13 protein-coding genes are annotated in these 13,300 nt (G+C 60.4%); 11 read left to right on the plus strand and 2 right to left on the minus strand.

Annotated elements, in window-relative coordinates; translation table 11 throughout:
* The first annotated feature begins 86 nt into the window (after nucleotides 1-86).
* From NMA52_RS13380 to madM, 3 genes are read left to right on the plus strand one after another with little or no spacing between them, the layout of a single operon-like run.
* The gene (locus NMA52_RS13380) at nucleotides 87-1,574 is read left to right on the plus strand and encodes an AMP-binding protein (protein ID WP_254828195.1); all 1,488 of its coding nucleotides are present in this window, start codon (nucleotides 87-89) and stop codon (nucleotides 1,572-1,574) included.
* Complete coding sequence (gene madL / locus NMA52_RS13385; protein WP_254828196.1) at nucleotides 1,571-1,945, plus strand: malonate transporter subunit MadL; 375 nt, start codon at nucleotides 1,571-1,573, stop codon at nucleotides 1,943-1,945. Before NMA52_RS13380 ends, madL begins: the two co-directional genes overlap by 4 nt.
* Nucleotides 1,938-2,687 (plus strand): malonate transporter subunit MadM, encoded by a 750-nt coding sequence (madM, locus tag NMA52_RS13390; RefSeq protein ID WP_254828197.1) that lies wholly within the window; start codon nucleotides 1,938-1,940, stop codon nucleotides 2,685-2,687. Before madL ends, madM begins: the two co-directional genes overlap by 8 nt.
* Here the strand turns inward: madM and NMA52_RS13395 are convergent.
* A complete protein-coding gene (locus NMA52_RS13395) occupies nucleotides 2,684-3,772 on the minus strand; it encodes a phosphotransferase enzyme family protein (RefSeq protein WP_254828198.1) in 1,089 nt (362 codons plus the stop codon). The two genes, madM and NMA52_RS13395, sit on opposite strands and share 4 nt — an antisense overlap.
* Nucleotides 3,773-3,785: 13 nt before the next feature.
* Nucleotides 3,786-4,949 (minus strand): N-acetyl-alpha-D-glucosaminyl L-malate synthase BshA, encoded by a 1,164-nt coding sequence (bshA, locus tag NMA52_RS13400; RefSeq protein ID WP_254828199.1) that lies wholly within the window; start codon nucleotides 4,947-4,949, stop codon nucleotides 3,786-3,788.
* A 136-nt stretch (nucleotides 4,950-5,085) separates the two neighbouring features.
* On the opposite strand from bshA, the gene NMA52_RS13405 reads away from it, so the two are divergent.
* The 8 genes from NMA52_RS13405 (at nucleotide 5,086) to NMA52_RS13440 (ending at nucleotide 13,296) form a co-directional block, all read left to right on the plus strand.
* Nucleotides 5,086-6,417, plus strand: coding sequence for a M17 family metallopeptidase (locus NMA52_RS13405; protein ID WP_254828200.1), 1,332 nt, complete (start codon nucleotides 5,086-5,088; stop codon nucleotides 6,415-6,417).
* 235 nt (nucleotides 6,418-6,652) lie between these two features.
* Nucleotides 6,653-7,027, plus strand: a complete 375-nt coding sequence (locus NMA52_RS13410) for a hypothetical protein (RefSeq protein ID WP_254828201.1) — start codon at nucleotides 6,653-6,655, stop codon at nucleotides 7,025-7,027.
* Between the two features lie 88 nt (nucleotides 7,028-7,115).
* Nucleotides 7,116-9,497 (plus strand): TonB-dependent receptor, encoded by a 2,382-nt coding sequence (locus NMA52_RS13415; RefSeq protein ID WP_254828202.1) that lies wholly within the window; start codon nucleotides 7,116-7,118, stop codon nucleotides 9,495-9,497.
* The gene (locus NMA52_RS13420) at nucleotides 9,494-10,378 is read left to right on the plus strand and encodes a DUF4249 domain-containing protein (RefSeq protein ID WP_254828203.1); all 885 of its coding nucleotides are present in this window, start codon (nucleotides 9,494-9,496) and stop codon (nucleotides 10,376-10,378) included. The genes NMA52_RS13415 and NMA52_RS13420 overlap by 4 nt, the downstream gene beginning before the upstream one ends.
* A 131-nt stretch (nucleotides 10,379-10,509) precedes the next feature.
* Nucleotides 10,510-11,073: an RNA polymerase sigma factor gene (locus NMA52_RS13425; RefSeq protein WP_254828204.1), complete on the plus strand. Its 564-nt coding sequence runs from the start codon at nucleotides 10,510-10,512 to the stop codon at nucleotides 11,071-11,073.
* On the plus strand, nucleotides 11,070-11,354 hold the full coding sequence (locus tag NMA52_RS13430) for a hypothetical protein (protein WP_254828205.1): 285 nt from the start codon (nucleotides 11,070-11,072) through the stop codon (nucleotides 11,352-11,354). The genes NMA52_RS13425 and NMA52_RS13430 overlap by 4 nt, the downstream gene beginning before the upstream one ends.
* Before the next feature lie 8 nt (nucleotides 11,355-11,362).
* Nucleotides 11,363-12,211, plus strand: coding sequence for a mechanosensitive ion channel domain-containing protein (locus tag NMA52_RS13435; RefSeq protein WP_254828206.1), 849 nt, complete (start codon nucleotides 11,363-11,365; stop codon nucleotides 12,209-12,211).
* 68 nt (nucleotides 12,212-12,279) lie between these two features.
* Entirely contained in the window at nucleotides 12,280-13,296 is a 1,017-nt protein-coding gene (locus NMA52_RS13440) for a DUF3078 domain-containing protein (RefSeq protein ID WP_254828207.1), read from the plus strand.
* Nucleotides 13,297-13,300 lie beyond the last annotated feature (4 nt).

Genomic DNA, 13,300 nt, shown 5'->3' on the forward strand with positions numbered 1-13,300 from the left:
GCCGGCATCCTTATGTTCACCCACGTTCCATTTCACGTTCGCCTACGATACCCTACCTTCCCCGGCTCACACCATCCCGAATCCCCGTGATCGAATTCGTAGCGCGTGCCAACCAATTTTCCGAGCGTACCGCCGTGGTCAGCGACGGCGACCAGTACTCCTACCGGCACCTGCTGGAGGCATCCTCCCGTATTGCACGGGCGTTGCTGGACGGCCGTACTGACCTCGACGAGGCCCGTATCGCCTTCCTCGTACCCCCCGGCTTCACTTACGTAGCCCTGCAGTGGGGCATCTGGCGGGCCGGAGGGATTGCCGTCCCGCTGTGTACGAAGCACCCCACGCCTTCCCTGCGGTACGTCATCGAAGACACCGGTGCGGAGCGCGTACTGTTTTCCCGGGGGTTCACCGACGTGCTCTCGCCGCTACAGACGGAAGGCCTTACCACCTTTACCCCGGCGGAAAAATTTGGGGTGGATACGCCAGCCGACCTGCCCGACGTCGCTCCCGCGCGCCGCGCCCTCATCCTCTATACCAGCGGCACTACCGGTCGGCCCAAGGGCGTCGTCACTACCCACGCCAATATCCGGGCCCAGATCACGGCCCTGGTGGATGCCTGGCGGTGGTCCGCGAGTGACCGCATTTTAAATATCCTGCCACTCCACCACGTGCACGGCATCATCAACGTGCTTTCGTGCGCGCTCTGGAGCGGGGGGTGCTGCGAGTTCCTTCCGCGGTTCTCGGAGGCGGCCGTTTTCGATCGCTTCCGGAGCGGCGAGATCAACGTCTTCATGGCCGTGCCCACCATCTACTTCAAGCTCATCAGCTACTACGACACCCTCCCGGAAGACAGTCAACGGGACATCAGCGCCGCCCTGCGCGAGTTCCGCCTGATGGTTTCCGGTTCGGCCGCCCTGCCCGTTTCGGTACTGGAGCGGTGGCGCGGGATCAGCGGCCATACCCTCCTCGAACGCTACGGCATGACCGAAATGGGGATGGCCATCAGTAACCCCTACGCGGGCGAACGACGACCGGGGCACATCGGTCAACCGCTGGACGGCGTGAGAGTAAGGCTCATAAGCGAGGCGGGGACGCAGGTGCCGGCCAACTCCACGGAGAGCGGAGAAATTCAGGTAAGGGGGGATAATGTATTCCGGGAATACTGGGGCCGGCCGGAAGCTACCGCCGCTACCTTCACCGACGACGGCTGGTTCCGTACCGGAGATATCGCCGTACTCGACGCGGGAGCTTACCGTATCCTCGGCCGCAACTCGGTCGACATCATCAAATCGGGCGGGTATAAGATCTCCGCGCTAGAGATCGAGGAGGTACTCCGGACCCATCCTGAAATTCGGGAATGCGGCGTCGTAGGGCTGCCCGACGAGGAATGGGGCGAGATCATCGGTGCCAGCCTGGTCGCCGATCCCGGGGCGGTCGACCTCGATCAACTCACCACTTGGCTCCGCGAACGGCTCCCCGGCTATAAGCTGCCGCGGCGCTACATCTTCCAGGACGACCTGCCCCGCAACGTGATGGGCAAGGTGACCAAGCAAGAGCTTAAACTGGCCTTCTCATGACCATCTACGGCGTCGCCCTCCTGGCCTTCTGTTTTCTGGTAGGCAAGATTACCGGCACCCTGGTCGGCGCGGCCATCGGCATCGACGGCGACGTGGGGGGCGTGGGGTTTGCCATGATCCTGCTGGTCGTCGGCAACACCTGGTGGAAGCAGCGCGGCGGACTCCCCCCGGCCACCGAGCGCGGCATACTGTTCTGGAGCGCCATGTACATTCCCATCATCGTGGCCATGGCCGCGGTACAGAACGTAAAGGCCGCCCTGTCCGGGGGTTGGCTGGCCCTGCTGGCGGGTACGGCGGCAACCGTGGTCGGCCTGCTGCTCGTCCCCGTCCTTTCCCGGATCGGACGGCGCCAATTACCGACCGATGTATGAGCTCATCGAGGGAATCCTGATCAAGAACGGCCTGCTCTTCGCCTTTGTCTGTGTCGGCGTCGTGATGTGGGCATCGTTCTGGGTATCGCGCCACCTCCTGGCCAACCGTATTCCGGGGGTAGCGCTGGCCATCGTAGCCGGGCTCGCCCTGGCCTTCCTGGGGAACGAAAAGGGACTCGCTGACGTCCCGCTCTTCGCCGGCCTGGCGCTGCTCGGCGGGTCCATGCTGCGCGATTTCGCGGTGGTCGCCACGGCCATGGGGGCCGACCTGGATCAGATCCGCACGGCGGGGCTGGCGGGCGCGATCGCCCTCATGCTCGGCGTTTTGTCCGCCTTCGCCGTAGGAGTAGCTTTCGCCCTGGCCCTCGGACACACCGATCCGGTAAGTCTCACTACCATCGGCGCGGGGGCCTGTACCTACATCGTCGGTCCCGTGACGGGTTCGGCCCTCGGGGCTACCTCGGAGGTGATCGCCATCAGCATCGCGGCGGGTGTAGTGAAGACCATCGTAACGACCATCGCCACTCCCCTGTTAGCCCGGGTCATCGGTCTGGACAACCCGCATTCGGCCGTCGTTTTCGGGGGGCTTATCGGGACCACCAGCGGCGTGGCGGCGGGACTGGCGGCCACCGACCCCAAGCTCGTTCCCTACGGCGCGCTGACGGCGACTTTCTATACCGGGCTGGGCTGTCTGCTTTGCCCCTCCGTGCTGTACCTTGCCGTACGCTGGCTCGTGGGCTAACTGCTGCGGATGATCCCATCCAGGTCGGGAAGGCGGGCCAGAAACTCCTGGGTGAGGCGCAGCTGATTGCGGGCGCGGAGCAGATTGTGGTCCGGAGAGGAAATCTTGTAGTACACGTCGCCCGAGAGGAAATCGGTAAGGAAGCGCACGCCCATGATGAAGGTCATGTAGGCGCCCGAGAGTCCGAGGTACCGCAACTCGGTGGCGGAGAGTACGTCCCGCGTCACTTCCAGGTAGCCCGCCGAGAAGGCCCGGAACTTTTCCAGGTCGACCGTCACCAGCGACAGATCGGCTTCATCCTCGCCGGCGGTGCCGATACCCGAACGAACGGCGTCCCCAAAATCGAAGTGCACCACCCCCGGCATGACGGTATCGAGGTCGATCACGCACTTTCCGCGATCGTCGGGGGTGAGCAGCACGTTGTTGAACTTAGTATCGTTGTGGGTCACCCGTTGACGGATCTCCCCCGATTTATGCAGCCGGTCGATGACGAGCAACCTCTCCGCCAGCTCCGAAACGAGGCTCACTTCGGTGCGGCAGCGCGGCTCCCGTCCCGACGTGGGTGCGTTCGCGGCAAGCTGGAAGGCGCGCAAACGGCGCGCGAGGTCGTGAAATCCCGGGATAACTTCCGTGAGGCGCCCGGCCGGAAAATCGTCGAGGAAGCGTAGGAAGTAACCGTACGACTTGGCCCCTTCGTAAGCCTGCCGTGTCGTGGTAATGAAATCATAGACGTGGAGGTCACTCAGAAAGTGGAACATGCGCCAGTACTTCCCCTCCTGATCCCGGTAAAACCGGGCTCCGTCCTTCGTCGGCACGACGAAAAGCGTCGTTTGTTGGTTAGCCGGAAATGGTGCCCGGGCGATTCGCCCCCGCAGATGATCGGTCACCAACGCGATGTTTTCCATGAGCCCGGCCACGTCGGGGAACACCCGGTCGTTCACCCGCTGCAGCAGGTAGTCCGGCGAGTCCGCTGCCCCATTGAATACCCGGTAGGTATCGTTGATGTGGCCGCCACCGAAAGCTTCGATCCGATCAATATTCCCCTCCAGTCGAAAATGCCGTACTACTTCAATCATCCTGCTCATCCCCTAATCCTCCTCAGCAATCCATCACCGGTTCCTCCGGCTTCGCCCGGCTGTTCTGCAGGATGCGCTGGTAGTAGGCTTCGTACTTGGGGATCATCTCTTCAATGTCGAAGCGGGCGGCCTGCGCCAGGGCGGCCTCGCGGAATTTCTGCAGCGATGCGTCGCTTTCGAAGATCTTCATGATGTCTTCGGCCATTTTATCGACCATCCCGACGCCCGAGGTGAATCCGGTCACGCCGTCGATGTTTACCTCGGGAATACCCCCGACGTTGCTGGACACTACGGGTACCTGACAGGCCATGGCTTCCAGGGCGGCGAGTCCGAAGCTCTCGCTGGCGGAGGGGAGGAGGAAGACGTCGGCCACGGCCAGAAGCTCCTCAACCGCGTCCTGCTTGCCGAGAAAGCGAATGTCCTTGGTGAGCCCGAGGCGGCGACTGAGTTCTTCGCACTTGCTCCGCTCGGGCCCGTCGCCGATGAGGAGCAGCTTGCTCGGCGTCTGGTCGTGAATGATCTTGAAGATGTAGATCACGTCGTCGACCCGCTTCACCGGACGGAAGTTGGAGACGTGAATGAGGATGCGTTCCCCATTGGGCGCGATGGCCCGCTTGAAGTGATCCTTATTGTCGCGCTTGAATCGCTTGAAGTCGATGAAGTTGTAGATCACTTCGATCGGCTGGCACACCTCGAAATTGGCGTGGGTGTCGGCCTTCAGGGACTCCGATACCGCGGTGACGCCGTCGGACTTATTGATCGCGAAGGTGATCGTGGGCGCGAAGGCGGGGTTAGACCCCACCAGGGTGATGTCGGTACCGTGCAGGGTTGTCACGAAGGGTACGTACCGCCCCCGGGTAAGCAGGATCTTGCGGGCCATGAAGGCTACGGCGGCGTGGGGCACCGCGTAGTGCACGTGCAGCAGGTCGAGTCCGTAATTTTCCACCACGTCGACCAGTTTCGAGGCCAGGGAAGTTTCGTAGGGAGCGAATTCGAAGAGGGGGTAGTCGGCCCCGCTGTCCACTTCGTGGTAGAAGACGTTCTCGTGAAAGAAGCCCAGGCGGGCGGGCCGCCGGTAGGTGATGAAGTGGATCTCGTGTCCGCGGCGGGCCAGTCCCAGACCGAGCTCGGTGGCCAGAACGCCACTCCCTCCGTAGGTAGGATAACAGACCACGCCAATCTTCATACAAGCTCGTTTGCCCCGCCGGTTACGGACTTCCGCGGACGGGTCTAACTCAAATGTAATATGCGTGCAAATAGTTTGGCCGCCGCCCGCGCGCCGCGCCAGTGAACCCATCACCCGACCGTGACCTTAGTGCACTATGACCACCATCACGCTACTGCCCGCTACCGGGAAAGACGACTACGCCGAAACCATCGACTCCGATACTTATTTGCGCACGGTTTCCCCACCGGGTTTCATTGCTCGCTTGCCGGAAAACGCCGTACCCGCGTCCGCGCAAAAACTGGGGCAGCGCCTGAGCCACTCGGAAAAAAAGCATTTCACCCCGGAGGTAAGCATCGCTGCGGAGGGAATCGCAGACGAACTGGTTGCCGCCTTCATCGGCGGACTGCGGCTCGGGACCTATTCCGCCGGGCAGGGTAAGTCGGACCACGCCCCCCACCCGCTGGCGGAGGGGAACATAAGCTGGGGCGGGGACGCGGGAGCAGCGGAAATACTGTCCAGCGTGCAGAATCGGGTGCGTGCCCTGGTGGATGCTCCGGCGAATAAAAAACGTCCCCAGGACCTGGCCGCCTGGGCCCTGGAGAGCGGCGATACCTACGGCTACGCCGTGAAGGTACTCGACAAGCAAGCCTGCGAAGCCGAGGGGCTGCACGCCCTCCTGGCCGTCAACCGCGGCAGTGAAGACCCCGCCGTGCTCATCGTCATGGAACACCGGGGCGGGTCCGAAGCCGACGCCACCACCGCACTCATCGGGAAGGGCGTGACCTTCGATACCGGCGGGGTGAGCATCAAAGGTAGTCAGAACCTGCACCTGATGAAAAGCGATATGGGCGGGGCGGCGGCCGTGTTCGGCACCCTGGAAGCCGCCGCTCGTCTGCACCTCCCGGTGAACGTCATCGGCATCGTACCGGCTACCGATAATAGCGTGGATGCGCTGAGCATCAAACCCAGCGACGTGATCCGGAGCCACGCCGGTAAAACCATCGAAATCATCGATACGGACGCGGAGGGCCGCCTGATCATGGCCGACGGACTAAGCTACGCCGTCAAACACTACGCCCCCACCACGCTCATCGACGTGGCCACCCTCACGGGCAGTGCCGTGCGCACGTTCGGCTACGTCTGCGCCGCCACCCTCAGCAAGCACGAGGAATTACTGGAGCAGTTTCGGCGGGCCGGGGAGACGGTCGGCGAAAGGATCTGGCCCCTGCCGCCCTGGGATGACTTTGCCAAGGGGCTCGAAAGCGACGTGGCGGACGTGAAGAACTTCAGCGGCACGCCGCTCCACGGCGCGACGGATGCCTTTAAGTTTCTGGAGCACTTCACCCACGACCACGAACGCTACATTCACTTCGACATCGCGGGAATGGCCCTACAGCAGGGCCCCTTCGCCAAGGACCGTCAGGCTACGGGATTCGGGGTACGGCTGTTCGTGGAATGGTTACGCGCCCACGGTGCCCGTGCCTAAACCGCCGCCAGTCGCGACCACCCCGCCAGCAACAGGATCAGAAAGACCAGACATAGGAGAATGCTGGCGCGGGATCGCCCAGCGTAGTAGGGAGTATGTGGCATGGCAGACAGGTAAGGGTGAGTAAACGGGAGTGTATAATACGTCGCCGGGGTGACATTTCAAAGAGCTTGGTGGCCGTCCTTTTATCGAATAAATTGTTTTAAAATAGCTTCTATAGGCAAAAGCAACTGCCATGAAAGTCAACGTTCAAGAAAAGCCCCGCCTACAGAATGGTCGCCACATCGTGACCATTACCGAAATCTCCGAGGGAAAGAGTGAGTACAAGGGGATCCCCTTTTTCGCCGCCCGCATGGAAACCGAGGAGGGATTCGTGGAGCAGCGCTTCTACGACAGCGAGCCCAGTAAGCCGATCCTGGCCGAACTGATGCGCGCGGTGGAGATGGAAGGACAAACCCTCGACACGGAAAAGCTGGTCGGCAAGCAACTGTCCGTAGAGGTACACGAGCGCAGCTACCCCGATCCCGATACCGGCGTGGAGAAGACCATCACCGAAGCGGGCCACTTCCGTCAGGTGGGCGAGGCGGATACCAGCGATCAGCCGAAATAATCCCTACGGCCGTCTACGGGCGGCGGGCATTCATCGAATAGCGCGGGCGTGGCTAACCCCTCTGCGCTATTCGTGGTTATGGGGATAGATGAAACGAATACTCTACGCCCTGCTGGTCGTCGTGCTCGGCACTACGCTCGTTCAGGCTCAGACCAACGTGACCGTGAGGGGTTACGTGCGTGACTTGTCCAATGGCGAAACCCTGATCGGGGCTACCGTCTACCTGGACGGAACGAGTAAGGGCACGGTGACGAACGAGTACGGCTTCTATTCCCTCACCGTGGCGCCCGGAACCTATACGCTGGTGGCCGGCTACCTGGGCTTTGAGGATCAGCGGACGTCGTTGGATTTATTCGAAAATCAGACCTATGACTTCGCGCTCGGCGAGTCGGGGAAGTTGCTACAGGAGGTGGTCGTCACCGCCGAGGAGGAGGACCGCAACGTCAGTACCGTACAGATGAGCGTGGAGCGACTCGATATGACGACCATCGAGAAGTTGCCGAGCCTACTGGGAGAAGTCGACGTGCTCCGGAGCATTCAGTTACTGCCGGGGGTGACCAGCGTCGGCGAGGGGGCGGCGGGCTTTAACGTCCGGGGAGGCAGCATCGACCAGAACCTGGTCATCCTGGACGAAGCACCGGTCTTCAACTCGAGCCACCTGTTCGGCTTCTTTTCCGTCTTCAATCCCGACGCGGTCAAGGGCGTGAAACTGTACAAGGGCGGCATTCCGGCGCGCTACGGCGGTCGGCTCTCCTCCATTCTCGACGTCCGCATGAAGGAGGGCAACAACCAGCACTTCGAGGTACAGGGGGGCATCGGGACCATCTTCAGTCGCCTGAGCGTGGAAGCACCCATCGTCAAAGACCGCTCTTCCTTCCTTCTGGCCGGCCGGCGGAGCTATATTGACGTACTCGCCGCCCCCTTCCTCAACGACGATCTGGCCGGAACGCAGCTCAACTTCTACGACCTCACGCTCAAGACCAACTACCGCTTCAGCGACAAGGATCAGGTATTCCTCTCCGGCTACCTGGGTCGCGACGTGTTCAGTCCGGGCGACGACGCCGGCTTCAGCTGGGGCAACGCGACCGGCACCCTGCGCTGGAACCACCTGTTCACTGACAAACTGTTCAGCAACCTCACCTTCTACTACAGCGACTACGACTACGCCATCGACTTCGGGGACGACCCCGACGAGGATGCTTTCAACTGGGACGCCAGCATCATCAACACCAGCGTGAAGCCGGAATTTTCCTACTTCATCAGTCCTACTAACATTCTGCGCTTCGGTGGACAGGCGATCCACTACCGTTTCGAACCGGCCAATGCCATCGCGGTGAGCGACGGCGACGAGATCGACATCAGCATCAGCCGGCAGTGGGCCCTGGAATCGAGTTTGTTCGTCGAAAACGAAGTCACCCTCTTCGAGCGGCTGAAACTGAACTACGGCCTGCGCGTCAGTCACTTCGCCTACCTCGGCGGCCGCAACGTGTATACTTTCGGCGAAGCCCTCCGGACCGGCCTGCCCCGCCCGCTGACCGGCGTCACCCCCACGGCCCGCGACGAGACGATCGAGGACTGGTTCAACTTTGAACCCCGGGCGGCGGCCCAGTACTCCCTCAACGACAATAGCTCGGTAAAGGCAAGTTACCAACGCACGGTGCAGTACATCCACCTGCTGAGCAATACCACCGCCTCCATCCCCCTGGACATCTGGACCCCGAGTACCAACAACATCGATCCGCAGCTTGCCGATCAGTACGCCATCGGCTATTTCCGCAATTTGCGGGACAACCGCTACGAGGTCAGCGTGGAGGCCTACTACAAGGATTTCAGCAACCTGATCGACTACATTGACGGGGCCGACCTGGTCCTGAACGAATTCGTGGAGGGGCAGGTACTGACCGGTAAGGGGCGCGCCTACGGCACCGAACTGCAGGTCAAAAAGACCGAGGGGCGGGCATCCGGGTGGCTGAGCTATACCCTGGCGCGCACCGAACGTCTGGTCGAGGGTATCAACAACGGCGACTGGTACCCTACCCGCTTCGACCAGACCCACAACTTCAACCTGACCGGCTTCTACGAACTCAGCGACCGGGTGACGCTGAGCGCGACTTTCGTGTACAATACCGGCACGCCCCTCACCCTGGCCAACAGCGGGTATTATCAACTGGGATACTTCGTGCCCCACAACGCCGGCAACGCCCGCAACAACTTCCGCATTCCGGATTATCACCGCCTGGACTTCTCCGTTACGTTGGACCCGAAGGCGGAAAAGGCGGACCGTCGCTGGCGGGGACAGTGGATCTTCGGCGTGTATAACCTCTACGCCCGCCGCAATCCCTTCACCGTCTACGGAGATCAGATCGACGGGCGCACCCTGCCCGGATCCGTCATCAATACCGAAGCCATCAAGCTATCCGTAGTGGGTAGCATCATTCCCTCCGTTTCCTACAACTTCACCTTCAAATGATGCGCGCCCTCCTCCTTACGCTGCTGGCCGGAAGCCTCTGGACCTGCACGGACGTGATCGAACTGGAAACGGACTTCACCGACCCCCAGTTGGTGGTCGATGCCTGGCTGACCGACGAGGCAGGGCCCCAGACCATTCGCCTCTCCCTCAGCCAGGACTACTACGCCAACCGCCTGCCTACCCCGGTAGAGAACGCGGAGGTGGTGGTATGCCGCACGGCGCCCGACACCGCCTGCTTCGTCTTTGCTCCCCGGGATTCCGGTCGGTACGTCTGGACCCCCGCCCCCGGGGAACGGATCGGCGAAGTCGGGCAAGAATTCACCCTGGGCATCCGGCACGGCGACGAGAACTACGTAGGCCGGACCAGTCTCTACCGCGTGCCCCCGATCGACAGCATCAGCATCCAGTTCGAAGAGGAACGACTGGGACTGGACGAGGGCCTCTACGCTCAGCTCTATGCCCGCGACTTCGCGGGGGTGGGGGATGCCTACCTGATCCGCAGTACGATCAACGACACGCTGCTCAATCGCCCCTCGGAACTCAATCTGGCCTTCGATGCCACCTTCGATGCCGGCAGCGGAACGGACGGAATCGCCTTCATTTTTCCCATCCGTTTTTCGATCAATAAGACCGACGACGATGGTGCCTTCGTTCCGCTCATCGCCGGCGATAAGGTGGAGGTGGAACTCTGGTCCCTGAGCCCGGAAGCCTTCTACTTTCTGGGGGTTGCCCGTGATCAACTCCAGAACGGGGATAACGGCATTTTTCAGATCCCGGTAGCAAACTCCCCGGGAAACGTATTTAACGTAGATACCCAGGAGAGCGCCCTGGGTATATTTAACATTGCCGCGGTGAGTCGGGCCGCGCGGGTGGTGGAATAAGCGAGATTATTCTTGGCGATAGGTGACTCCCTTTGTACTTTGACGTCTCACTATTGTACCGGATTCATTCCGGGCGACGCAGAATGAGTTAAATGCCGACTGGCGCACCAACCAAAGGCTGTGATACCTCGATGGAGGACCTGGAAATTATTCGTGCCTACCGGGAACGGCAGCACGCTATCTGTTTCCAGATCCTCTACGACCGATATTCCACGAAAGTGTACAGCAAGGCGGTGACCATGCTGCACAAAGCGAGTGAGGCGGAGGATGCCACCCAGGAGATATTCACGAAAATCTTTCTCAACCTGAGTAAATTTCAGGGGCAGTCCAAATTCTCCACCTGGGTATACTCCATCACGTACAATCTGTGCATCGACAAGATCCGCCGGGACAAAAGGGTAAAGGATCTGTTTGCCACCGAAGTGGATGATCCTCCGGATACCATTGAGGAAGTACCGGACGAAGCCCTCCTGAGTATGCAACTCACCGAACTGCAGTACGTACTCAGTCAACTCACCGAAGCCGACCGCACCCTGCTCTTAATGAAGTACAAGGACGGGGTCAAAATAAAGGCCATCGCCGGGCTACTGGGCAAGAACGAGTCTGCCGTCAAGATGCAACTCAAACGAATCAAAGAAAAGGCCAAGCGCATCCACGATGCCCGCTTTGCTTCCACATCCTCCCATAATACATGAACGCTTTTCAGGCATTGCAGGAACAGGAGCTGACCGTCTTCACGGAAGAACGGCGGATCAAGGTGCGGCAGCGGGTGGAACGCGAGCTGCGGGGCGCGGAATTCATCGGTCGCCTCATCGAGTTGTTCGGCCCCGTAATGGCGGATACGGTCAACGTGATGAGCGGCGGGGACCCACTCGTGCAGGATGAAACCTACCTGATGCTCCAGGAGGCGGAGGACGACGACCCCTACGGCGACCCGCCCGCCGGCCCCGCCACTCCCGGCCCGACCATTCGTTAATCATTGCTATGGAGTCCATCCTCAACATACTCAAGTTACAGGCCTATCAGTTGCTGACGGTGATTCCCGCCCTACTCAAAGCAGCGGTCGTTTTTCTGGTGGGCTACGTGATTGCCCGGGTCCTCTACCAGGTCATCCGGCGAATCGTGGCCGCCTCCGGTTTGGATCGTCTTACGGATAAACTGCTCAGCATCGACATGTTTCGGAATACCGACATCCGCGTGCTGCCGAGTCGGGTACTGGCCGGTATCGTGTACTACTTCGTCCTGATTGTCTTTACCATGGCGGCCGTGGACGCTCTCGGTATGCCGATGCTTTCGGCCATGATGGCCGATCTCGTCGCTTACATCCCGAATGCCATTACCGCCTTCATTATTCTGATCGGAGGCATCTTTCTGGCCGACTTCATTAAGCGCCTCGTTGTCAATACCTGTCGTTCGCTCGGCATCCCGTCGGCCAATCTGATCGCCGGGGCGGTATTCTACTTTATTCTCCTCAACATCGTACTCATCGCCCTGAGTCAGGCGCAGTTGCAGACGGAGTTCATGGAAGCCAACATAAGCATCGTACTGGGCGGGATCGCGGGAGCCTTCGCCATCGGATACGGCATGGCCTCCCGGCACATCATGGGCAACATTCTGGCCAGCTTTTACAATCGCAATCAGGTGAGGGTGGGTGACGAAATCAGCATCGACGGCAAGCGGGGGGAAGTCATTCAGCTCAGCAGTCTCCACATCACGCTCCGCGCGGAAGAATCGGACTACACCATCCCCTTCAGCAAACTGAGCAGCGATGGGTTTGAGGTGCACAGCCGGCGGGAAGACGGTCGCACACTCCCCCCCCACCCGGGCGAATAGCCGTATCATTGCAGCTCCCTTATTCAGCGGGGCACCGCCCCCGGACCGACCCCCTCAACCCCGTACCCATGTACAAGGCGAGCCTGTTCTTGTTTTTACTGCTGCTATCCCTGAATCTGTCGGCGCAAAAAGAAGAAGCGGAAGAAATTCCCGAAGGATGGGACCGCGGCGCGGGAGTAGGATTTGACTTCGCTCAATTGTTGCAGATCAATCCCAAGCAAGGAGCCGGACAAAACCGGCTGGGGCTGGGCGGAGCCTTCGACGGCTTCGCCAACTACAAGATGGGGCGTAAAGCCTGGGACAACACCATCCTGTGGCAATTCGCCGTTCAGCGGCTCGGAGCCGGCGTGATTGCCCAGGGAGCTACCTCCAAGATACCCTTCCAGAAGACGATCGACGAACTTCGTTTCGGTAGTAAGTACGGCTATAAGATCAAGCCCGACGGTAAACTCTACTATTCCGTCAACGCCACCTTCCTCAGCCAGCTGACGCCGACTTACCAGTTTCCGGATCTGTACTCGGGTAACTTCGTGTCCGATTTCATCGATAGTGGTCGCAGTCCGCGATCCAAGTTTCTGTCACCGGCTACAATGACCCTCTCCGTCGGTATCGATTACAAACCCACCGAACGGCTGTCGATCTTTTATTCACCGCTCGGAGGTAAGTTCATCGTGGTGGCCAACGACAGCATCGCCAGTCGGGGGGTGCACGGCAACGAGGTCAGTGGCGAACCTACTGACGGCATCTATCCGGAATTCCAGAACGTGGACGCCCAGATCGGCTCCCTGTTACAATTCAAGTATAAGGTGACCTTCGGCGGGGAGGATCGGTTCGGCTTTTCTTCTAATCTCGGTCTGTACTCCAACTACCTGGACAGCCCGCAGAACGTCGACATCGACTGGCAGAATACCGTTTCCTTTGCCTTCACCGAGAACCTGCATCTCAACATATTCATCAACGCGTTCTACGACGATGACATCCGGGTGCAGATCACCGATTACAGTGCCCCCAACGGCGTAGCGGGTCTGGGAAAGCGGATCAGCATCACGGAACAACTGGTGATCGCCTACGCCCGAAGTTTCTGAGCCG

Origin of the sequence: Lewinella sp. JB7, assembly GCF_024297185.1 — a bacterium.
Taxonomy (GTDB): domain Bacteria; phylum Bacteroidota; class Bacteroidia; order Chitinophagales; family Saprospiraceae; genus Neolewinella.